19 protein-coding genes are annotated in these 23,332 nt (G+C 50.8%); 18 read left to right on the top strand and 1 reads right to left on the bottom strand.

Annotated features, from left to right (window positions below; genetic code table 11):
- Nucleotides 1–11 precede the first annotated feature (11 nt).
- The 18 genes from FN808_RS16120 (at nucleotide 12) to FN808_RS16035 (ending at nucleotide 22,150) form a co-directional block, all read left to right on the top strand.
- The gene (locus FN808_RS16120; RefSeq protein ID WP_142715645.1) at nucleotides 12–452 is read left to right on the top strand and encodes a single-stranded DNA-binding protein; all 441 of its coding nucleotides are present in this window, start codon (nucleotides 12–14) and stop codon (nucleotides 450–452) included.
- Nucleotides 453–587: 135 nt separating this feature from the next.
- The gene (locus FN808_RS16115; protein WP_142715644.1) at nucleotides 588–1,988 is read left to right on the top strand and encodes a hemolysin family protein; all 1,401 of its coding nucleotides are present in this window, start codon (nucleotides 588–590) and stop codon (nucleotides 1,986–1,988) included.
- Between the two features lie 9 nt (nucleotides 1,989–1,997).
- Nucleotides 1,998–3,035 carry a UDP-N-acetylmuramate dehydrogenase gene (murB, locus tag FN808_RS16110; protein ID WP_142715643.1) on the top strand — a complete coding sequence of 346 codons (1,038 nt, stop codon included), beginning with the start codon at nucleotides 1,998–2,000 and terminating at the stop codon, nucleotides 3,033–3,035.
- A 1-nt stretch (nucleotide 3,036) separates the two neighbouring features.
- Nucleotides 3,037–4,953, top strand: a complete 1,917-nt coding sequence (locus FN808_RS16105; protein ID WP_142715642.1) for a DUF2779 domain-containing protein — start codon at nucleotides 3,037–3,039, stop codon at nucleotides 4,951–4,953.
- Between the two features lie 61 nt (nucleotides 4,954–5,014).
- Complete coding sequence (locus FN808_RS16100; protein ID WP_142715641.1) at nucleotides 5,015–6,505, top strand: M48 family metalloprotease; 1,491 nt, start codon at nucleotides 5,015–5,017, stop codon at nucleotides 6,503–6,505.
- A 608-nt stretch (nucleotides 6,506–7,113) separates the two neighbouring features.
- The gene (locus FN808_RS18995; protein WP_185958453.1) at nucleotides 7,114–7,530 is read left to right on the top strand and encodes a hypothetical protein; all 417 of its coding nucleotides are present in this window, start codon (nucleotides 7,114–7,116) and stop codon (nucleotides 7,528–7,530) included.
- A 208-nt stretch (nucleotides 7,531–7,738) separates the two neighbouring features.
- On the top strand, nucleotides 7,739–9,076 hold the full coding sequence (locus tag FN808_RS16090) for a type II secretion system F family protein (protein WP_142715640.1): 1,338 nt from the start codon (nucleotides 7,739–7,741) through the stop codon (nucleotides 9,074–9,076).
- A gap of 42 nt (nucleotides 9,077–9,118) precedes the next feature.
- Nucleotides 9,119–10,903 carry a GspE/PulE family protein gene (locus tag FN808_RS16085; RefSeq protein ID WP_142715639.1) on the top strand — a complete coding sequence of 595 codons (1,785 nt, stop codon included), beginning with the start codon at nucleotides 9,119–9,121 and terminating at the stop codon, nucleotides 10,901–10,903.
- A 32-nt stretch (nucleotides 10,904–10,935) separates the two neighbouring features.
- A complete protein-coding gene (locus tag FN808_RS16080; RefSeq protein ID WP_142715638.1) occupies nucleotides 10,936–11,415 on the top strand; it encodes a type IV pilus modification PilV family protein in 480 nt (159 codons plus the stop codon).
- 53 nt (nucleotides 11,416–11,468) lie between these two features.
- A complete protein-coding gene (locus FN808_RS16075; RefSeq protein WP_142715637.1) occupies nucleotides 11,469–12,014 on the top strand; it encodes a hypothetical protein in 546 nt (181 codons plus the stop codon).
- 37 nt (nucleotides 12,015–12,051) lie between these two features.
- Nucleotides 12,052–13,104 (top strand): hypothetical protein, encoded by a 1,053-nt coding sequence (locus tag FN808_RS16070; RefSeq protein WP_142715636.1) that lies wholly within the window; start codon nucleotides 12,052–12,054, stop codon nucleotides 13,102–13,104.
- Between the two features lie 74 nt (nucleotides 13,105–13,178).
- Nucleotides 13,179–14,459 carry a type IV pilus twitching motility protein PilT gene (locus FN808_RS16065; RefSeq protein ID WP_142715635.1) on the top strand — a complete coding sequence of 427 codons (1,281 nt, stop codon included), beginning with the start codon at nucleotides 13,179–13,181 and terminating at the stop codon, nucleotides 14,457–14,459.
- A 5-nt stretch (nucleotides 14,460–14,464) separates the two neighbouring features.
- Nucleotides 14,465–16,141: a PilN domain-containing protein gene (locus tag FN808_RS16060; protein ID WP_142715634.1), complete on the top strand. Its 1,677-nt coding sequence runs from the start codon at nucleotides 14,465–14,467 to the stop codon at nucleotides 16,139–16,141.
- Nucleotides 16,125–16,973, top strand: a complete 849-nt coding sequence (locus FN808_RS16055; RefSeq protein WP_142715633.1) for a type 4a pilus biogenesis protein PilO — start codon at nucleotides 16,125–16,127, stop codon at nucleotides 16,971–16,973. The genes FN808_RS16060 and FN808_RS16055 overlap by 17 nt, the downstream gene beginning before the upstream one ends.
- Nucleotides 16,973–18,376, top strand: coding sequence for a type II secretion system protein GspD (locus FN808_RS16050; protein ID WP_142715632.1), 1,404 nt, complete (start codon nucleotides 16,973–16,975; stop codon nucleotides 18,374–18,376). The genes FN808_RS16055 and FN808_RS16050 overlap by 1 nt, the downstream gene beginning before the upstream one ends.
- A gap of 238 nt (nucleotides 18,377–18,614) precedes the next feature.
- Nucleotides 18,615–19,910, top strand: a complete 1,296-nt coding sequence (gene purB / locus FN808_RS16045; protein ID WP_142715631.1) for an adenylosuccinate lyase — start codon at nucleotides 18,615–18,617, stop codon at nucleotides 19,908–19,910.
- A 102-nt stretch (nucleotides 19,911–20,012) separates the two neighbouring features.
- Nucleotides 20,013–21,011, top strand: coding sequence for a LuxE/PaaK family acyltransferase (locus FN808_RS16040; protein ID WP_142715630.1), 999 nt, complete (start codon nucleotides 20,013–20,015; stop codon nucleotides 21,009–21,011).
- A gap of 56 nt (nucleotides 21,012–21,067) precedes the next feature.
- Nucleotides 21,068–22,150 (top strand): acyl-CoA reductase, encoded by a 1,083-nt coding sequence (locus tag FN808_RS16035; protein WP_142715629.1) that lies wholly within the window; start codon nucleotides 21,068–21,070, stop codon nucleotides 22,148–22,150.
- 40 nt (nucleotides 22,151–22,190) lie between these two features.
- Here the strand turns inward: FN808_RS16035 and FN808_RS16030 are convergent, their stop codons facing one another.
- Entirely contained in the window at nucleotides 22,191–23,195 is a 1,005-nt protein-coding gene (locus tag FN808_RS16030) for a metal-dependent hydrolase (RefSeq protein ID WP_142715628.1), read from the bottom strand.
- Nucleotides 23,196–23,332 lie beyond the last annotated feature (137 nt).

Genomic DNA, 23,332 nt, shown 5'->3' with positions numbered 1-23,332 from the left:
AGGAATACGTTATGAGTTCTTTAAACAAAGCAATGATTATAGGTCGATTAGGCCAGGACCCGGATGTGCGTTATACACAGTCTAATACTGCAGTGGCAAATTTATCTGTCGCTACCTCCGAGCGTTACAAGGACAAGCAGGGCGAATGGAAGGAGACCACCGAGTGGCACCGCGTGGTAGCCTGGGGAAGGCTGGCGGAAATTTGCCAGGAATATCTGAAGAAAGGATCGCAGGTCTATATTGAGGGCCCCATTCAGACCCGCCAGTGGGAGGACAAGGATGGACAGACGCGGTACACAACCGAGATTAAAGCTCTGACCATGACGATGCTCGACAGTAAAGGGTCCAACGGGGCTGATGCGCCCGCCCAGCCGGATAACAAGCAGCAGGTTTCCAGCAGCGTGGACCTCAACGACAATTTTGACGATATCGACGACGATCTTCCATTCTAGGTGGAAGCAGTGCATATTGTAGTGGCATACTGGTGCGGCCGGGGCAGGATTGTCCCGGCCGTTCTTTTTCATTCTTGCAAGACAGGTGCGAAGTCTATAGCTTTAGGATAAATGAGCAGCATTAGCATCAGGTAATTGGATATCCCGAACATTTTATTACTTATTTTCAGCTTCTTTGCACAGGCCGGAGACATTATTGAGGTTTCTTCGTCGATAGACCCTGTCGGGATTGCCGTCCAGTTGGTCCTGATTGTTGTCGGTCTTTTCTTCTCAGCCTTGTTTTCAGGGTCAGAAGTGGCTTTTTTTTCCCTTTCCGGCCAGGAAGGGGTACGCTCGAAGGATGAGGCTGAACAATCGACAGATCAGCTGATCATGAGGATGCTGAATCAGCCGCGCAGGCTGCTGGCGACCATCCTGATCGGCAATACTTTTGCCAATATTGTCACTTCCGTGCTGGCGGCGGTAGTCACAGGCTCGGTGGTTGTCTACTTTGGCTTCTCGCAATTCTGGGTCTATTTCTGGGAAGTGATTATACTCACCTTTACTATTTTGATTCTCAGTGAAATAACGCCCAAAATTATTGCGATCAACGAACCGCTGAAGAATGCACGCAAAATAAGTCGCTTCATCTACTTTTTTTATGTGATGCTGAAACCCCTTTCAAGCATCATCGCCAACAGCACGCTCAACCTCGAGGAACGGCTTCCCAAACCCAACAGCAAGATGACATCGCAGGATATCATGACCATGGCGGAGGTCAGTGAAAGGGAGGGATCCATCAAGAGCGACGAGCGTGAAATCATTGAAAATGTGATCGAGTTTGGAAGCACCAGCGTGCGCGAGATTATGACCTCCCGCGTAAATGTTGTAGCCGTATCGATAAATGATTCGCTCGATGAGGTCCTTTCCCTGATCCGTGAGAAAGGGCTCTCCCGCATGCCAATCTATGAATCGGACCTCGATTCTATTCTGGGTATCATCCACGCCAAGGATGTGCTGCCCTATATCAACGCAGATATTGAACGTACAACCATTAACTGGCGCACCATTGCCAGGAAAGCCCTCTTTATTCCGGCTACCAAGAAGCTGGATGATCTGCTCCGGGATTTTCAGCAGGAAAAAACCCATATTGCCATTGTTGTGGACGAATACGGGGGGACGGAGGGACTTATTACGCTCGATGATATCCTGGAAGAAATTGTAGGCGATATTTCGGATGAATACGATGAGGTCGAAGAACAGCTCTATACGCGTTTTCGCAGCGGGGGGTACCTCTTTGATGCTAAAATCGATCTCGACGATATGGAAGAGATTTTGGACTGTGAGCTGACTTCGGAGGATGATGATTTTGAGACGCTTGGAGGGCTGATGTACCATTTGACGGAGCGGATACCGAATGTAGGAGAACGGGTGTATTATCGAGGGATCGAATTTACCATTCATTCCGTTTTTAACAACCGGGTGCGGAAGGTACGCGCTAAAGTACAGGGGCATAACGTTAAATCTGCAAAGAAATCTCCAAAATCGAAGAAATAAAAGTGTTACATGCCGAAATCGCTTGATGAACTTGTGAAGCACAACGTTGAGTTGCGTCCGTTCAATACGCTTAACGTTTCGGCCCGGGCCCGTCTTTTTGCCGAGATCCATTCGGTAGCGGATTTGCAGCAGCTGTTGAAAGCTCCCCATGCCCCGACCGAGGATATGGTCGTGCTGGGCGGAGGCAGCAATATTCTGTTTGCCGCAGACTATAGCGGTTTGGTGCTGCATATGGCTATACAGGGCAGAACGATCCTTAAAGAGAACTCACAGCACATATGGCTGCAGATCGGGGCGGGAGAAAACTGGCATCAGACCGTGCGATATGTGGTTGACCGCGGGTGGGGCGGCATTGAAAACCTGTCGCTCATCCCGGGTACAGTGGGAGCGGCCCCCATCCAGAATATCGGTGCTTACGGGGTGGAGCTGGTCGATGTATTCGAAGAACTTGAAGCCGTTGATATCAGCACGGCAGAGATTCGCACCTTTACCAAAGAGGAATGCCATTTTGGTTATCGCGACAGCATTTTTAAAGGGGCCCTCAGGGGACAGTACGTCATCAGCAGGGTAGTATTGAAGCTGGACAAGGAACCACGGCTCAATACCTCTTACGGGGCCATCCGGTCTGAGCTGGAACAGCGGGGTATTGAAGAGCCTGGCATCCGCGATATCAGTGACATCGTGATCGATATACGAAACCGCAAACTGCCGAATCCGGAGACACTGGGCAATGCGGGCAGTTTTTTTAAAAATCCGGTGGTCCCGTCTGAAACTTTCGCGCAGCTGAAGAAATCCTTTCCAAAAATGCCGGGTTACCGTGTTAATGAACATCACAGGAAGATTCCGGCCGGATGGCTGATAGAGAAGGCCGGCTGGAAGGGGAAGGTGATCGGTAATACCGGCACGTACCGGCAACAGGCACTGGTCATCGTTAATCACGGTGGAGCAACGGCAGTTGAGATCCTGGAGCTTGCCTCTGATATTCAACAGTCGGTTAGTGACAAGTTTGGAATTGAGCTGGTTCCGGAAGTAAATATTATTGAGTGATATGAAGCAGGGCTCCGAAAAAGCCAGATATTTTACCAAGCATCTTTTCAGGGCCGGGCTGGAATGTCCGACCAAACTTTTCTATAAGTCCCAAGACTATCCCGAAAACAGCAAGGCGCTGCCCTTTATCAGGCATGCTGTCTATAACAAAAAACTCCTGAAATCATTGGTCCGCTCTGTTCATTCGGAGGGGGTGCTGGTGGAGGGGGATTCGGTCAGGGATTCGGCAGCACGGACCGGGACCTATTTGATGGAAAACAGGAATATCACCCTTTTTGATCCTGTTTTTGTTCACCGGCGGATGATGGCGAAGGTACCGGTGCTTGTTAAGAATGGGGATCAGCTTACCATTCTTCATGTACAGTCCAAAGCATTCAGCTCCAGGAAACACCAGCTGCTGAAACCGGGGGGCGGCATCCACTCCAGGTGGCGCAAGTACCTGCTTGACTTTGCCTATCAGCTCTATATCCTTAAACAGGAATTCCCCGATTTTTCCCTTCTGCCCCTGCTCGTGCTTCCGGACAAGAGCGGGGCCGCCCATACCGATTCACTGCCGGCGCTGCTGAATACCTCGCCCGGTGGCAGCCCTTCCCCGGCTGTTCCTGCACCCAATCAGCAGCTGCTCGCCAAACTGGATGTGAGCACACCTGTAACGATGATATGGGAGGATCCATCCTTCGCTGAAAATCACCTTCCCAAACGCACCTTCGGTGAATCCCTGGGGCATCTGCGGGATCTGTACCTGCAGGGAACAAAGGTTCCTCCTTCAACGGGCTATCAATGCAAGGGCTGTGAATTCAATATCACGGATGAGCAGCGGTCAGCTGGAAAAAAAAGCGGCTTTCGAGAATGCTGGCAACCGGATTCGGCAGCCAGCCCTGATCAAAAGATGAACCATGTGTTTGAGCTTATCGGTCCGGGTACCCGGCAGCTTATTGAACGCGAAGTGTTTTACCAGCACAATATCAATATCGACCGACAGGATATTCACTCAGTAGCATCTATCGCGGAAGACAACGGACACATCACGGAGAAGATGCGGCGGGCGCTGCAGATTCATAAAGCGAGGGGGGCAGAGGTTCCGAAGGAGATTATGCGCGCCTCCCTGCGCAAGGAGCTGCGCCGCTGGCAGTATCCGGTACATTTTCTTGATTTTGAAGCCGGTAATTATGCCGTGCCGATTCGTGCCGGGCGTCCGCCCTATCATCTGGTCGTTTTCCAGTTTTCCTGCCATACGCTTTATAAAGACGGCCACTGGCAGCACCACCAGTGGATTGACCGGGCCGAAAACGATTATCCCAACTACGAACTGGTTCGGCGTCTGATGCAGGTTCCGGACATCAATGAGGGGACAATTGTACAGTATTCCAATTTTGAGCGAAATGCACTGAAGGTCATCGGGCGGGAGCTCAGAGATGAGGCTTCGATGGTGCCCGACAGTCAATGGCTGCTCCAGTGGATCGACGGCGTCCTCCGCCGCAATGACTCCAGGCATCCGAATCCGCCCTATCTTGCGGACCTCAGCCGGCAGGTCAAGCATTTTTACTACAACCGGGAAATGGAAAATTCACTCAGCATCAAGGAGGTGCTGCAGTCGGTGATGAGCCAGAGCGATTTTCTGAAGCAGAAGTACAGCAAGCCGTACAGCAGTCAGAATTTTGAGCATGTTATCTGGTGGCAGGCAGATAAGGACGGCAAAGCCAAAAGTCCCTATGCTATTTTGAAAGAAACAGGGTCGGATACCGTTCGGCGGGGGGCAGAAGCGATGTTTCTTTATGGGAAACTTATTGCCGGTGATCTGAGTATGAAGGAAAAATCGGCGTATCGGGAAGCTCTGCTGCGTTATTGCGAACTCGATACCTTGGCCATGCTCATGATTGTCGAGCATTGGAAGCAACAGCTGAATGAGGTATATTGACTGTGAGCAGAGATACGATAGGCCACTGCATGATAATCACTTAACTTCAACAGATGTTCTTATGAAACGATCACAGCTACGCAATGCTTTGTTCATTCTTATAGCAGGACTGATGGTTATGAGCTGCGCGATACAGCGAAGTCCGATCACTGGAAACAAACGGGCCTACGGCTACACCTGGGAAGAAGAGGTGCAGCTGGGCCAGAAGGCGGACAAGCAAATTCAGCAGCAGTACGGCATGTATCAGGATGAAGAATTGCAGCAATATATTGAGGACATTGGGCAGCAGGTGTTGTCCAAAAGCCATATGCGCCGGGAGGATACCCAGCAAAAGTACAAAGAGACGGAATTCCACTTCCGCGTGTTGAACAGTGAGGTTCCCAACGCTTTTGCCCTGCCGGGCGGCTATGTGTACGTGACACGGGGGCTGCTGGCCCACCTGGAAAACGAGGCTCAGCTCGCTGTCGTACTGGGACACGAAATCGGTCACGTTGCGGCCCGCCACTCTTCACAGCGCGCTTTTGAACAGCAGGTGGGGCAAATAGCGCTGATAGGAGGTGCCGTTGCGGGACAGGAGATACTGGGCGTACCGGGCGGCGATATCCTCAACCTCGGAAGCCAGGCGGCTCAGCTTTTGTTCCTGAGCTACAGCAGGGAGGATGAACGTGAATCCGACCAGCTGGGCGTTGAATATGCGGCTATGGAGCATTATGAGGCCGCCGAGGGCGCGGGTTTCTTTTCCGCGCTGAAACGAATATCACAACAGTCGGGGCAGAGTATTCCGGACTGGGCATCTACGCACCCGGACCCTTCGGAACGGGAAAATACCATCCCGGAGTTGGCCCGGCAATGGGCTGAAAAAGGCTACGAGCAGAATATTGTGGATACTGAGGAGTTCATGCGCAGTATCGACGGCCTGGTATTTGGGAAGAATCCGCGCGAAGGGTTTGCCCGCGACGGCACTTTTTACCATCCCGAACTGGAGTTCCGGTTTCAATATCCCGATGGGTGGCAGGTCATCAATCAGCCGACCGTGGTTGGTGTTGTGAGCGATGAGCAGGATGCCGTCATCGCAATGGAGATTGACAGCGAGGCGGATTCACCCCAGGCTTCGGTTCGCAGCTTCCTCAGCCAGGAGGGCATAACGGTCCAGGGCCAACAGGAGCAAACAATTAACGGGCTTAATGCCTACCGGGCTACAGCCACCGCCACGGGGCAGAATAATACCGAGTACCGGTTTTATATAGCAGCTCTTGCCTATGGCGGCAATATCTACCGCTTTACTTCCTATACCACGGCCCAGAAATATGCCGGCTATGAGTCCCGCTTTGTGAATTCCATCAATTCTTTTCAGGCCCTGACCGACCAGAACATACTCAATATGCAGCCGGCCCGCCTGCAGGCTTTTCGCACCGACCGCAGCGCTGCATTTTCCTCTTTTGTACCACAGGATTTGCCCATGGACCTTACCGCAGAGGATGTAGCTATTGCGAACCAGGTACAGCTTAATGAGACGATCGAGGCCGGCACATGGATCAAAATACCACGTTAGGTCATCATTCGTTGCCGAAATCGCTATGTATTTGACTGCCAGAAGGGAGCCGCTGCCGGCTCCCTTTTTTATTTATCGTCCGTTGTTCCCGACCGGCCTTTCCCATTTTTCAGACTGCTAATAAATATACATTTGCCATCCGTAGTAAATAATTCTACCAATACTGTAATAATTTATTCCACAGTGTGTAATAAATTACCACTGCCTTGTGTAAGATTTATCCGTAATATGAGTGTAGCGTTTTAAAATATTACCCTTCCCTTTCTATTACATTTCTCCTGAATATTTATTTCCTCTTTTCAGAAGGTATTTCAAGTCATTTAATAACAACTACTTAGCAAGGGTTAAACCTGTTGTATAATTTGCATATGAACGGATCGGGTAGCCTCTCCAGAAAACTTTTGGCACGTCCCTTGTAACTATGGTAAACGAGGTTTCGTGATGATATCATCCTGAGGCTCCGGTTGGCGATGGGCGTTTTTGCTATCCCGGCTGGTGATTAGGCGATGAATCGTCCATCAGTCAAGAGATACGGATAAACCTCAAAAAAAACAGGCTCATAAAACAGGGGTCGAATCAAATAATAAAAAAACAACTAGGTATATATTATGGGACAGCAACAACTCTTACTCGTCATTCTGGTAACCATCATCGTTGGGATAGCTACGGTTGTGGCTATTAACATTTTCGGACAAAGTGCCAATAATGCCAATGTTGACGCTGCGCGTCAGGATGTATTAACCCTCGCAGCTATGTCGCAGGGCTGGTATATCAAACCAACAATGCTCGGTGGAGGCGGAGGTACTTTCGCTAATATCGATGTAGATGATTTAGGATTTGGTTACGATAAAGATGCAACTAATGCCGGTCCACAATCATTTGAAAATTCTAATGCTTCATTTACTCTCACACCAAGTGGTGAAACAAGTCTTCAGATTGTAGCCACATGTAAACAAGCAGACAAAACTGTGACAGTGACTGTATATCCAAGTGATATAGATGATCCTGTCGTTGCGGATGTGTAGGTACATATCTGGAGAATGGTAAATTATCTTACAAGAAATGATTGATGTTAAATAATGTTTGATCCTTGTAGGATAAATAAGAGAGCGTGTTCGAGAAGGGAGGGGCTGGGGTTAACAGCCCGCTCCCCATCGAATGCAGGGTTTTACAGAGGGTAACAGACGTTGGTACAAGGTACAATCAAGGAATGGTAACCAAATTTCACACATCATGCCTCAATTTAGATTTTCGGGGGTAACACCCAATAACAAGCTGGTTCGGGCAGAGTTTCAAACAGGCAGCAAGAAGGAAGCCCGGGAAAAGGTCAACCAGCTCGCGCATCTTAAGAATATTGAAATCAAGGATCTGGAGAAAAAAGAGCTGTATGCCTACAAAGTCCAGCGCAATGGATCGGGAGTGATCGAGGGCGAACAGGAGGCCTACAGCAAAGAAGAGCTTGCCAATGCCTTAAACAAATTAGGCTACAAAGTAGTCAGCGTACGAAAAAAATGGTTCCATTTTAAGGGACTGATTTCATCGGGCGAAGTGGTCACCTTCATCCGGCTGTCGGCCGACCTGCTGCGTCAGGAGCTTCCGTACAGTGAGATACTGACGCTGCTTCACGAAGACACGGCCAACAAGCGGCTCAAGGACGTCATCAGGGAAATACAGAAAGACCTCCAGGATGGCAAAGAAGGCTACGAGGTCTACGGCAAGCACACGGATATTTTCGGGGAGTTTGCGGCCCACATGCTCGGCATCGCTTCCACCAGCGGGAATATGGCCGAAGTTTTTGAAAGCACCGCCAAATTCATGGAGAGAGACGCCTCTTTTAAGAAGAACCTGAGGCGTTCCCTGTTGATGCCCGGTATTGCCCTGACGGCAGTGCTGGGCGTCATCCTTTTTTATGTGGGGTATATCTTTCCCCTGATGGCCGAAATGTTCCTGGAATTTAATATCACCCTGCCGCCGATGACCAAGGCCACGCTGGATGTCAGCTATTTTATGCAAGACCACTGGATCGCCATCACCTCCCTGTTTGTCATTCCCATCGGACTGTTTGTCTATTACGTGCAGACGCCCAAGGGCAAATACTGGCTGGACAAGCATATCATAAAAATACCCGTGATCGGGGACCTGCTCCACAAAATGAGCATTGAAATTTTTTCCCGCGTGTTCTATACCCTGTACAGTGATTCGGGTCAGAACGTGGAGGTCATTAAAACGGCCGCCGAGGCATGCAGGAATGTCTATATGGAGCGCCAGATCAAAGAGGTGGCGATCAAGAAAATGCTCAAGGACGGGACAGGCCTGGTGGACGCCCTGTCGGCCACGGGGGTATTTACGCGCACCGCACTCAGCCGCTTCCGTCTGGGGGCCGAGTCGGGCTCGGTGCGCGACAACGCCAAGCAGCTGGCCGACTACTATCAGGTGCAGACCGAATACAAGCTTGAATCCACCGTTGAACTAATTAATGTGGGGGTCAACATCATCATTGCCGTTGCCCTGGCGGCCATCACCATCGTTTCGTCTGAGGCGGCCATTATTCAACCGAACATTACGGTTTAGCACAAACAAATTTAACACGCAAAAAAAGAGAGAGACACATCCATGGGAAGAGTAGACACACACCGGCATATTGGGGAGATTTTGTACCGGAAGGATATCATCTCCAGGGAGCAGCTGGATAAGGCTTTTCGGCTGCAGGCGATGGATACGGACATGTCGGCCCGTCGATTCTCCCAGATCCTCCTGGAGGAGCTGGAGCTGGACCGCGATGTACTTATGAAAGCGATTGCTGACATTTTTGTGATCCGGGAGTTCAAGCTGAATGGAGAGGGGCTGGAAGATCATAAGCTCAAGGAGATTAAAGAGTTTATCGACCAGATCCAGGAGCCGCTGCTGAACGAATTTATCGACCAGGATGCTTTTCCCATCTCCCAGCAGAACCAGAAAGTGGTCATTCTCACCTCCGACCCCACCAACCCCAAGATTAATGATTTGGCCGGCCGGCTTTCGGCAAGTGACTTTGAGCTGGTGTACTGCAAACAGGATTCGCTGCAGTATCTGATAGAGCAGGTACTCTATAAAAAGAATGACATTCTCGAGCAGCTGAGTGATATCGAATTCGGGGAGCCGGAGCTGCCCGGTGATGAAAAGGAAGGAGTCGAAGAAGAGGAGCTTGATGCGGAGATCAACCAGAGTATGCTTAACAAGCTGGTTGAGGGAATGCTGGTCGAGGCGGTCCGCCAGGGAGCCAGTGATGCCCATGTGATTCCGACGGGAAAAACCATGACGGAGATCCGGTTTCGCATTGACGGGAAACTGCAGCTCTGGCACCAGCAGGACAAGGTGAAGCCGGAGGCCATCATTGCCGTGGTAAAGGACAAGACCAAGAATGTGGACCGTTTTGAGCGCGACAGCTCGCAGGATGGATTTATTCAGCGGAAGATCGATAACGTGAACATCCGTTTCCGGGTGTCGATCATGCCTATCGTGGGCATGGAGTTCAACCGGAAATTTGAGTCCATTGTCATACGGGTGCTGGACGACCGCAAGGTGATCACCGACCTGAACAAGCTGGGGCTGCAGGACAATGCCCTCCGGCTGTTTCGTAAGGCAATAAGCAAACCTTCCGGCATTGTCATCATCACGGGGCCCACAGGCAGCGGTAAATCCACCAGCCTCATTGCCGCCCTGCACCATGTCATGGATCCCACAAAGAATGTCCTGACGGTGGAAGACCCGACGGAATATATCATCCGGGGGGCCCGGCAGCTGAAGATCAACAGTCATATGAGTTTTGATCAGTCGATGAGGGGGATCCTGCGCCACGATCCGGACATTGTCTTGGTCGGCGAAATCCGGGATTTACCAACGGCTGAGATCGCCATCAAGCTGGCGAATACCGGTCACCTTACGTTTTCGACGCTGCACACCAATGACGCTCCCAGTGCAATATCAAGGTTGTACAAGATGGGCGTGGAACCTTTCCTCATCGCAAATGCGGTAAACCTGGTGATGGCACAGCGGCTGGTGCGCAAGCTCTGCATGCATTGCAGGGAGGAGATCGAGGATTTGCATCCCGAGCTGGCACGGGGTCTGGGGTTTACTGAAGAGGAAATAGCCCGGACAACGTTTTACAGGGCGCATGAACTGGGATGTAAAGAATGCAACAATGGCTACAAGGGAAGAACGGCCATTATTGAAGCTCTTTACTTCACCAAGGAGATTCGCAACCTGATCCTGGATGCCGGCCAGAATATTGACGAGGAAGTTATCAGGGAATATGCCATTAAAAACGGCATGATGACGCTCCGGGCATCGGGCAGGGAGCGTGTTAAAGAGGGGATCACCTCCATCGAGGAGATCCTGGCGATGACCGTGGACGACTAAATGAATACAAAACATGCTGACGAGGAATAATCATGGTTGATACTTCGGAACACATACTGCTGGTAGCGGCGCTGTTTATTTTTGCCCTGCTGCAGCTGGGGTTGACCAGGGTGCTGTTGAACAACAACAAGGCCATGGTGCGGACTGAGCTCGACTATACGGCCGTTGCGCTGGCCCAGAATATCGCTGACGAGTCGAGAACAAAAGCTTTTGACGAAGCTTCCACCGGCAGCTACATCCCCCTGAAGGTACCGGATGATTTTTCGCTGATCGGATCGGACATGGGAGAAACATATCCGTACTTCGACGATTTCGACGACTATCACAATTATACGCGTACCGACACCACCCAGCATGGAATTTACAAAACGAAGTGCCGGGTAGAGTATATGCAGGAAAGTGATTTGAGCCAGGTATCGTCCGTTAAAACGGCCTACAAGCGCCTGCATGTAGAGGTTGTCTCCGAAACGCAGGACACCGTGGGTGTTACCTACATAAAATCATATTACTAAACGAACCATTGCCGCATGTACGGATCAAGAAAATATAAAAGAGAGAGGTTGGCATGAATTTATCATTGATATCCAGTTTTGCCATAGGCAGTGTCCTGATGTTGTCGCTGGTTAAAGTAAATCTCAGCCTGGTAGAGAGTTCCATGGATTCCATGAACGACCAGATAGCCAAGGTTAACATCGACAATATATCGACGGTCCTCAGTAGTGACATCCGTAAGATAGGTTATCGGAAGAGTGGGAGCAGCCTGCTGGAGGCAACGCCGCAGAAACTCACCTTCCTGGGCGACCTGGAGGATGATGGTGTGGTAGATCAGGTTACCTGGGAATGGGACCAGACCCAGGCGGTAACTGAGACCAGGAATCCCGCTGATTACGTGTTGACGCGAACGGTGAACGGTCACAGCACCGATATAAAGCTGGGCGTTATAAAGTTTGGGTTCCAGTATTACGATGATCACAACGTCCCAACCACGGTGTTGGATGATATCCGGCGGGTGAAGGCAGTGCTGGTGAGCGAAAGTGCCGAGCCGGTGGGTGATGATTATATGAAAGCCGCATGGGAAAAAACGTTTGTGCCCCTGAGCATAGCCAATTGACTGCATGAATCAGAAACGATAAAAAGAGAAAATAATCATGGGACGTCCATTAATATATATTTGTTCGGTGACCGTCATAATCCTGGGAATTATCCAGATAAATATCAACGACCGGCATACGGCACTGGCCCAGCGTACGGCCTCCTATGCGAACAATGCTGAAATGATTAACCTGGCCCATGCGGGAGTGGAGGCCACGCTGCACGAACTGCGTGATGACCCGAGCTGGCGCAACAACTACAAGCCGTATTCCATCATATTGGACTATGGTACTGCCGAAGTAGTCATGGAGGACCATACCACCAATGCCAGTTTGGGCGCCGATCAGCTGCAGCTGAATGCCCGGGGGCTCATGCACGGGGATTCGGCCGCTGTCAACTACAAGGTGGCCATTGTGGAAGCCCAGATTCCGGATATTCCGGGAGCGCTTGCCCTGACGGATCCCAATTTTATAACCAATCTCTACGGGAGCTTTGACATCAACGGCCTGGACGAAAGCGGCCAGGATCCAGAGGGACTGCCCGGCATATCGGTAATCGACCAGGCCAGCAAGGACCAGATCATGGAAAGCGGAACCGAGAATCAGCTGGATCAGGTGGTGGGAAATACCGGTACCCCGAGTATCGAGGTCGATGAATCGCTGGATTTTAATACGCTGTCCGAGTTAATAGGGCAGCTGGAGCCCAATGCCACCTACCTCAACGGGCAGTATACGTCAAATCTGGGAAGCAAGAACAACCCGGGCGTCTTTTTTGTGGAAGATTATGCTAAAATAACAGGCAATGTCAACGGATATGGAATCCTGGTAGTAAAGAAGACGGGGGACCTGGACCTGTCGACCATTGATCTGGCCGGGACGTTTAATTTCTACGGCCTGGTCTTATTTGAGAATTCCTGGGCGTTCGACGGACAAGGTACAGCGACCATCCATGGATCGGTGGTGGTTGGATCGTCGGAAGGCACGCCCACCACGGTTGACCTGGGAGGGAATCTGAATATACAGTACAACAGCGCGGCCCTGGACTTTGCCCGGGAGGCGGCGAAACAGAACCTGCCGGCAACCTTCGATATTCTGGATATCTATGAGTGACAACTGGATAAAAAACAAGGGTTAATATTACATAACAAGGGTAACCATTAAATAATACGAGAGGGTACGTAATCATGAACATCGAAATCAAGGATCAACATAGTTTGAAGGCAATCTCCGGTATGATACAGCCGCTGCTGCATCAGTTGCCGGATACCGTCAGGGGCATAGATCTTCAGCGGGAGATGACGAGTCTCATCGACCAGCAGCCGGAAGAGTGGAAGCAGCAGCTGACGGACAAACTGGAATATTACCTGAACCGGATGGAACCCCTGGAGGCCTCGGATATTGACCTGGGCGGCCCGGGCTGCATCGGGAGGGTCTGGTATCGGATCCACGGGGATAAAAATCCGGTTGATACGGATTACCGGCTTGCCAAGCGAGAAACCGATATTCTGCTGTTGAATCTGCTGATGCCCCGGCAGCGGAAGAAGCTGTTTGAGCAGCGCAATTTTGACTTTTCCTACACCATTGCAAAGTCGGAAGGGCTGGATCAGCGTTTCCGGGCCAACATGTATTACGATATGGAGCACCTGGCCCTGAACATGCGCCGCATCGACAATGTCATCCGGCCATTTAAAGGACTGGAGCTTCATCCCGAAGTTGCCAAGGCGGTGAGCCTGAAATACTTTCAATACGGCCTTACCCTGGTGACGGGCATCACGGGTTCCGGAAAATCCAGTACGCTGGATACTATTATAGATGCAAACAACCGGAGCATGGAAGCACATATCGTTATCATCGCCTCGCCCGTAGAGCTGGTACACGAACCCATAAAAAGCATTATTCGTCACCGCGAAGTGGGCCGGGATGTGACCTCGTTCAAGAACGGGGCGATCCAGGCCTTGCGCCAGGATCCGGATGTTATCATGATCGGCGAACTGAGGGATCCGGAGACGATTATGACCGCTCTTGAAATTACGGACTCCGGACACAAAACCTTCGGAACCCTTCACACCTCGTCGGCCATGGAAAGCATCGAACGAATCATGGGAGAGGTACCCACCGACGAGCAGACACGCATCCGGATGCGGCTGGCTGATGTCCTGACTTGTGTTATCAGCCAAAAGCTGGTGCCGAGTCTCGACGGCAAGCGGGTGCTGGCTAAAGAGGTGCTGCTGGTGACACCTTCGGTCAAGGCGGCCATTCGAAATAATAATATCGGGGAGATTTACCAAATGCTTATGGAAGGCGGTAAAATGGGCATGCATACCATGGAGCAGGATCTGAAGCGGCTCTATGAGCAGGGTAAGATATCCGAAGAGACCGCTTTGAACTATTCAAATAACAAGAAACGGATGCATAAGCTGCTGAATCCGTCGACAATGGATAAACTTAACACAATGGTAGGGTAAACGTCATGGCTAAAGAATACCTGGGGTTAACACTGGAAGGGGATTTATTAAAAATCGCCCGTATAAAAAAAGAGAAAAATGGCTGGAAGCTGACTCAGCTGGACCGTATGGCCATCAAAGAGGAAGAAGAGATAAAACGGGGTGAAAACCGTTCAAAAGAAGTGGTCAAGGACTACGATGAGGACTTTCACTTCGGGCTCGACGAGCGCTATGAAGAAAATGGTGAAACAACGGGTGAGCTGGACCTGTTGATGGCCGTCGACAAGGAGAGAGGAGGCGAGAATGCGTTTAATGCGAATGTGATGACGGTGTCGGATGTCCTGAGCGAAAAAAAGGCCAGGAAAATCAGCGTGGGCATGACCATTCGCAATGGAGATTGCAATTTCCAGATTTTCAGAGACAAGGATTACAGCCACCTCAAAAAGAAAGAATTGCAACAATTTGTCGAGGAACACCTGGACAAGGTGTATGGTTCGGTACCGAGCGCGGATCGCTATGAGTACAAAATTCGGGAAGATGGCTCATTGCTGTTGATCTCTTACCAGAACCAGCCGTATCTGCTGAGGCTGCTGGAGGAAGCCCGGGATCTGCAATCCGGCAAGGTGAACATTGGGCAGGTCCTTCCCGATGAAGCGATTCTGGCCAGCCTGGTTAAACAAAACTACGAGCTGGCATCGGATGAAATTACCTGTGTCATCCATATGAGTTTCAACCGTACGAGAATTTTCTTTATGCGGGGCAACCAGATACAGTACGTCATATCACCTATCGACGAGGGGAGGGATTCAAGAAAGGTACTGGATGTGATTTTCAGTAAAATACTGTTCCAGCTCGATACCGGAGAACTGAGCAGCCTGGACCGCATACTGGTAACCAATAATGATTTGAATGGCACATCCATTAATTATTTCAAAAAGCAGTTTCCGGATGTCAGGGTCGATGAATTTCGGTTTAAAGCCGATGCCCTTGCTATTCCCGAACACCTTGAGGCCGTTACCGGTTTCTTTACCTCGGCAATAGGGGTGGCCCTGGCGGCTGCGGAAAATAAAAACACTGATTACAGCGAGTATTCCCTGCTCCCCACCTATATAGAGGAGCGCCAGAATACCCTGAAGCTGCGATGGCACGGCATTATCCTGCTGCTCTTGCTATTGGTCACACCAACGGTTTGGAACTGGATGTACCAGCAAAAGCAGCAACAGATCAGTGATCTCAACGATGAACTGTTCCGTACCGAGTTGCGGATTATGGATCTGGAACCAGTGGTGGCACAAGCCCATGAGACCCAGCAGCTTTATGAGGTGGAGCAAAGGAAAATGGGGCTGCTTGAGGAACTGAGTCAGGGCAGTTACTACTGGAGCGAGACCCTGAAAACGCTGAATGACGGGTTGAACACTATCAAAAATGTATGGATTGAGCGAATAAAGTATGCCGAACAGGGTTTTATGCTGCAGGGGTATAGCATGACGCGCGACCGCATTCCACAGGTTACCAACCTTTTTGAATCAGCGGATCTGAAAGCAGTGTCCGTGGTGGAAATGCGTGACGTTAGGCTCTACAAGTTTACCATCAAGGTGCACAACAGGTTCACGGACAATCTGGACCAAAAATTCGCAGAACAGTCGAATACAATCAATAATAACAAAGAAGAAGGGGGTACGAACAGTGACTTACGCAATTAGAAACTCACTAATCCTGGTAGGGGTATGGTTTGTCATGGTTGGAGCGGGTTGGTCACGATTTCACTGGGTGGAGAATGCAGAGATAGATCGTCTGGACAAAGAGGTTGTCCAGAAAAAAGAACAGCTGCAGGAACACCAGGAAATCGCCAACAACTACGATAACCTGGCAGATCGATACCAGACGTTAAAAGAGAAAGTGAATGAAAATGCCAAGCTGCTTGTGAAAGCAAAGAATGCCGATCAGGTATACAGCGCATTGATTTCCTTCGGAAAGGACCGGGCTTTTACCTATATGAATTTCATTTCGGTGGATTCAACCAATTACGACAATTTCGGTTTACTGAAGTTTGATGTAAGCGGTGAAGGCTATTACAGGAACCTGAATCAGTTTGTCAATCGGATCGAATACGGGCGCTCGCTATTCAAAATCAAGGAGATGTCAATAGAGCCCCTGACCGACCTGGAAAATCTGGGCAGGGTAAACTACAGCTTCAAGCTTGAGAGCCTGTACGATCGCAAGTCGATTTTCGAGGATTATTCCCTGGAGCCGACGAGAGAGCTGCCGGTTTACACCTACAACTCTTTTTACCCGCTGATCCATGACGTGAAGGAAAATGAGGAGAACCTTCCGGATGTAGAGGCCAGTAAACTGCTGAGTGTAGGCAAGAATTTTGTTTCCCTCAGGGACCAAAACGGCAACATACAATATCTCTATGAAGGCGATCGGGTTTACCTGGGTACACTTATTACCGTCGACAGAACCAGTAATTCGGCGACGTTTAAATTAAACGAAGGCGGAATCATAAAATATATAACAAGGGAATTAGACTAATGAAAACGACTAATATCAAAAGAGTAATGTACGCGCTTTTCATAGCAGTGGTCACAGGATTGCTGACCGTATCGCCCCGTGGATCAGCGGTGGCACAGGTCGGCAGGGAAGCCCCGGTCAGAGAATATACCAGTCCGGAAGAGTTGGTCAGTTTAAGCAAGAATATGACCTTTGACGAGGCTGTTGACTTGCTCAACGAATACGCTCAGCGTTATGCTGACAAGGTAATCGTAGACCGTACCAAAACAACGGCCGAGATCGGTGTCCCGATCAATAAGGTATACTGGAAAGATGTACTGCAGTATATCGCAGATGTACAGGGATATCAGGTGGTCGAAACCCCCCGGTTCTATGAAGTCATTGCGATGGAGGGAGCAGGGGAATATACCGGCGGAAACGGGCCGGCATCCGAGGAAATGTCTCTGGACTTTGGCAGCAGGGAAGTACGCATAAAGGCTGTTTTCTTCGAAGGCAACAAGCGTGCTCTCCGGGAAATCGGGGTTGACTGGAGCACCATCCACAATCTGGGGTCTCGGCCAGAGGGCCTGAGCCAGGTTATCGACCCGAGCTCCGGCGGGAGCGGCGGTGGCGGTGGTGGAAGAGGAGGCGGTGGAACGCGCCAGACCCTGCCGGATGTAGGCTTCAGCAATGATTATGTAGAAGTAAATTCTCGGGCTGCGCAGGAAGTGACCCAGAACCTGTTCAACGGGGTGGTTAACTTCGGTGAAATTGCCGGCAGCGGTATCGAGGTCCGGGCCCTGTTTAAAGCATTTGAAGCAAACAACCTGGGGAAAATTCTGGCTACCCCTGAAATAAAAGTACTGGACGGGGAGGAAGGACGTATACAGGTAGGACAGGATTTCTCCATCAAGCAGCGGGATTTCGCAGGCAATGTCACTGACCGTTTTTTCAGCGTCGGGACTATTCTCACTGTCACGCCCAGTATTGTAAAGGACGGGGATTCCACTTTCATTGCAATGGACATCAGTGCTGAACGGTCGACGGCCCAGCCGGATCCCGTGAGCACGGTTATTAACAAGCAGCAGGCAAATTCTCAAATCCTGCTGCTCGACGGGGAGTCAACCGTCATTGCGGGGCTGTATCGAACCGAAAAGGCAACGGTCCGCAAAGGAATACCTCTTCTCAAGGACCTTCCGCCATGGTTTTTCGGATTGCGGTATCTCTTTGGCTATAATGCCAATGACCGGATTGAGCAGGAGCTGGTTATTCTTATCAAGGCAAGCATAGAGCCTCAGCTGGCCGATCGTAAAAAACAGCGCATAAAGACATCCCAGGAGCTGCTGAAAGAACAGCGGTCGCAGTTTAGGGAGATGGGCAAAACCTATGAGGAGCTGGATAACAACGTGAGGGTAATAGAAGGCAAGGAGGACAGAAATAAGTAAGGATTACCCTTGACGTACCCTCAAACCCGTGCTCCCGGAAGGGAGCATTTTATGAGGCCAGGCCCGGGCTGTGGAAATCAGCCCGGGCTTCTTTTTTTTGTTGTCCCCGGTCTGGGTTCACGACGAGGCCGGCGTCGGAGACCCTGTGTAAATCAGGACCGTATGAGTTTTCTCCTTTTCAAATAAATCCAATATCTTTGGGTCTGCATAACAATCCCAAATTATTGGATACAATTTCATGATTGAGCGATATTCCCGAAAAGAGATGGCCGATATCTGGTCGCTGGAAAATCAATTCCAAGCCTGGCTTGATGTTGAGCTGGCCGCCTGTAATGCCTGGAGCAAACTCGGCAAAATTCCACAAGAGGATGTGGAGAAGCTGTACGAAAAGGCATCATTTGATGTGGATCGCATCAAGGAGATTGAAAAGAAAACGCGACATGATGTGGTGGCTTTCACGCGATCGGTTTCGGAATCGCTCGGGGATGAGAAAAAGTGGGTTCACTACGGACTTACATCCACCGATGTTGTGGATACGGCCAACGGTTATCGATTGAAGCAGGCCAATGAAATACTGCGAAAAGATATCCAGCATATCATCGATGTGCTGGCGGAGAAGGCAAAGAAGCACAAGTTTACGGTCATGATGGGCCGTACGCACGGCGTGCATGCCGAACCGACGACCTTCGGTCTCAAATGTGCGCTTTGGTATGCCGAGATGAAACGCAACCAGGAGCGGTTTGAGAAAGCGGCCGAAGGGGTGGAGTTTGGCAAGATGAGCGGCTCCGTGGGTACCTTTGCCAATATTCCCCCGGAAGTTGAGGAGTCGGTCTGTGAAGAACTGGGGCTGTCGCCGGCACCTATTTCTACTCAAACGCTGCAGCGCGATCGACATGCTGACTATATTTCAACCCTGGCTCTCATCGGTTCTACGATGGAGAAGATCGCCGTGGAGATCCGTCACCTGCAGCGCAGTGAAGTGCGGGAAGCTGAGGAATTTTTCAGGAAAGGACAGAAAGGCTCTTCCTCCATGCCCCACAAGCGCAACCCGGTGAGCTCGGAGAATATTTCAGGCTGTTCACGCGTGTTGCGCGGCTACATGGTCTCGGCCTACGAGAATATCCCCCTGTGGCACGAGCGCGATATTTCGCACTCCTCCGTTGAGCGCATTATCCTGCCGGATGCCACGATTCTGCTGGATTATATGCTGAACCGGTTCTCCGGGGTCATCGAAAAGCTTACGATCTACGATGAGAATATGCACGACAACATCTATAAAACCTACGGGCTGACGTTCTCTCAGCGCGTGCTCCACAAACTGATTGATACGGGGATGTCGCGCGAAAAAGCCTATGACACGGTTCAGCCGCTGGCCATGAAGGCGTGGGAAGAGAAAACCATGTTTCGTGATCTGGTGGAAGCCGATGAAACCGTACAGGAAAACCTTAGCGGGGAGGAAATTGATGAGGCGTTCGACCTGGAACACCATACGCGAAATGTAGAGCGTATTTTTCAGCGGGTTGGGCTGGAGTAGCGGTCAAAAATTAAACTGCCGGCGCTTCACAATCAACATAAGTATCACCACAGCCCTTGTGCCGCTGCTTAGTGCGCTGTGGTATAACACATATGATGCCAGATGGAAAATTGGTCAACGGTCATCTTTTCAGCAGAGCGCCCTTTTGAGGAAAAAGTTCAACAGATCTTCGAATACCAGGTTGAGAATAACTTGGTTTATCGTCGCTTTTGCGAGGCCCTGGCCCCTGATATCCTGAATTCAGGCGGGAAGGATATCAGCAGGATTCCCCTGCTGCCTGTCAAGGCCTTTAAAGATGCTGAAATCACAGCGAAGCCGGATGAGCAGCCGGATCGGCTGTTCAAAAGCAGCGGAACATCCGAGATGCAGCGGAGCATCCACCGGGTCCACGAGGCCCGAATTTATGAACAGTCGCTGGTGGAAGGGTTCAAGGCGTTTTATAACCTGGATCAGTGTGTCATCTGGGCCTACACGCCCGGCTATGCTGATAATCCCCACTCCTCGCTGATCTATATGCTCCAGAAGCTCATTGACCAGGATGAAAGTGGTAAAAGTCGTTTTTTGCCTCTTGCCAACCCGTTGGAGAGCAGTGCCATCGAAGAGGTGGAGCGGGAGGGTAAGCAGCTTATCCTTTTTGGTGCGGCGTTTGGCTTGCTGGACCTGGTGGAGCTGGGGGCGGTCCGCCTGCCCTCGAACGCGATTGTTATTGAAACGGGGGGGATGAAGACCCACCGTCGTGAAATGAGCCGCCGGGAGCTGCATCGCAGACTGGCCCGTGGCTTCGGACTGGATGGCAGCCGCATTCACTCCGAGTATGGGATGGCTGAACTTTTGAGCCAGGCTTATGCCATCGGCGGCAACTGGTTTCGGACCGTCCCGTGGATGAAGGTTTCGATCCGAAATCCGGAAGATCCTTCTGAAACGGTGCCGCCCAACAATGAGGGATTGATCGGGGTGATAGACCTGGCAAATGTGCACTCTTGTCCTTTTTTGCTTACCGGTGATACGGGTGTGATGGACGAAAGGGGACGCTTCGAGGTGAGGGGCCGGTGGAATCCCAAAGACCTGCGCGGCTGTAACTTTTTGATTGATGAGGACTAAATTCAGTGCAGTATCAGCAGCAGAGAATTATAACAGTTAAAGGAGAACGTTAAGTTATGGGCCACATCCGGGAGCGCATAGATACCTTAATCGAAGTTTTAAACCACTGGCTTCGCAGCGACAATGACTACCTCATGGATGCCATCGACCGGACGGCGAGAGAGGGGTATTTTAGCTTTGAGGATGTGAAGCACGCCGTCGGCACACTTAAAAGTAGTATTAGCAGAAAGGCTTTGCACGAATGGATCGATCAGTCGGGGATGCGGGATGATCAGGATGCTACTGGGCAAAATGTGCTGTGCCTGCATGCGGGCAACCTCCCATTGGTGGGTTTCCAGGATGCATTGGCCACCCTGCTCAGCGGCGCCCGCTATACAGGGAAAATATCACGCAAGGATCCCTACCTGCTGCCCACCTTTTTAAATGAAGTGAAAAAGACCCGGCTTTGGACCGACCGGGATGTCCAGTGGACGCACCGTCTGGATGATTTCGAGGGCATGCCGCATGATGCCATTGTGTTTGCAGGATCGGAATCGTCGGTCCCGGACGTCAAAAAAGCCATTGGGCAGTACCAGCTGGCCGCCGGGGATGTCCGGTTTTTGATTCGTACGGCCCACTTTTCTTTAGCTTATCTCGACAGGAAAAGGGCCGCTGACATGCAGGCCCTGGTGGAAAGTATCTTTCGCTACGGTGGCAAGGGATGCCGTTCGGTAGCTATAGTGGTCTCCCCCTTTTCACTGGACGAGCTCAAAGATGAGCTCAGAAATTATATCAAAGACTTCTGGCTTGACAATCCCCAGCATCAGTGCCCCCGGCCAAAGCTCAGGTATCAATATGCCTACAACAGGGGTATTGAGCGTTCCCAGCTGTGGCTGAAGTACTTTTTACTGCAGGAGGGAGGCTTGGAGTTTGACCAGGATTTCACCTGTTACTGGCTCCAGGGTGATGGGACAACAGCCAGGGAAATAGCGGATCAGTATGGACCGCAGTTACAAAGTCTTTTTGTAACCCACCCCGGGGTCCGGCTTGCCGGGATGGAGCAAAAAAAAGAGCTCTTATCTAATGCCCAGCAACCGCCGATTTCATGGAAACCGGATGGCGTTGATACGCTGACCTGGCTCGCTGAGGCTGAGAAATAGGTTAGGCATCTGCATTTCGTGGTGCAGCAGGCGTCGGGATCTAGGGAGTTTCTCTTCCCATAAGCATGTTGAGAAAAGTACGCCGGACCTTCGCATCAGCATTGCGAAAAGTTCTGAAATCCACAGGCTGGCCGGGACTCCTGGTATTAACCTCGATACCCCAGAGGGGACGTACTGATGTTGGAAGCATGGAATAGCGCCCGTCACCGATTACGTTACTGTGATCCGGATGGGCAACAAGGATGTTGCCGGAAAGGGTGGCAAAGCGTTGGATATCCCGAAAGACGGTCGTTCCCTCGAGGTTAGCATATTTCTTGTGATAGGGCAGAAGTTCGATGGACGCTCCTTCATATACGTTCGGTTTGGCAAAAGGTGACAGGCGTAGCCCGTCGGCGTAGAGGCGGTCGCCACTGACATAGCGGATACTCCAAAGGAGCTGATTGGCAATGGTTGGCTTTACAATAAGCTGTTGAATGTGGTGCCCCCGCTCACGGGCCAGCTCCAGGGCGGCGGTCCGGGATCGTTCTCGCTGGAAGAGGCCAAAAAGCAGGTAAAGCCCCATCCAGGCAAGCCCCAGCCATACCCAGGTCTTTTTTTTATGATAAATAGCTAATCCTGTGGCCAGGACCAGTCCAAGCGAAAAAAGCGGATCAAAGACCGAAATGATATTCCATGCAAAGCGCCCGGTGTTGAAGGGCCAGAGCAGTTGTACGCCATAGCTGGTAAAAGCATCGGCAAGTCCGGCAGTGGCATAGCCCAAAAGGCTGAAAAGATAGGTTTCCTTGAAGCTGAGCCTGTCCCTGAAGAACCACCACAGCACTCCTGCGGCTATCAGGGCCCCCAGGGGAATAAACAGAAAAGCATGGGTGAACTGGCGATGGTATTCCAGCTTCAGCAGAGGATCAGAAGAACTGCTGATGAGAACATCCAGGTCGGGAAGCAGGGCACTGGTACATCCAATGAGGGCTGCCGGACGCAGTTTTTCCTTTATGGTGGAAGATTGTGCCGCTGAGGCACCAATGAGGCCGTGAGTTATGGGATCCATACCGGATAATTATTGGATTGAGCCCGGAAAGATAGCGATGTTTGGTACATTAACCCAAGAACTGGGGGGCAGTTTTTTTGAATTGCTGCAGAGGGAAATACCTTCATGCTTCGGTGCATGTTCTCATCCGGGTTGCC

Origin of the sequence: Fodinibius sediminis (assembly GCF_900182555.1) — a bacterium.
GTDB lineage: Bacteria > Bacteroidota > Rhodothermia > Balneolales > Balneolaceae > Fodinibius > Fodinibius sediminis.
Note: the sequence above shows the minus strand (reverse complement) of the source record. Positions and strands in the feature narration are given on the sequence as shown.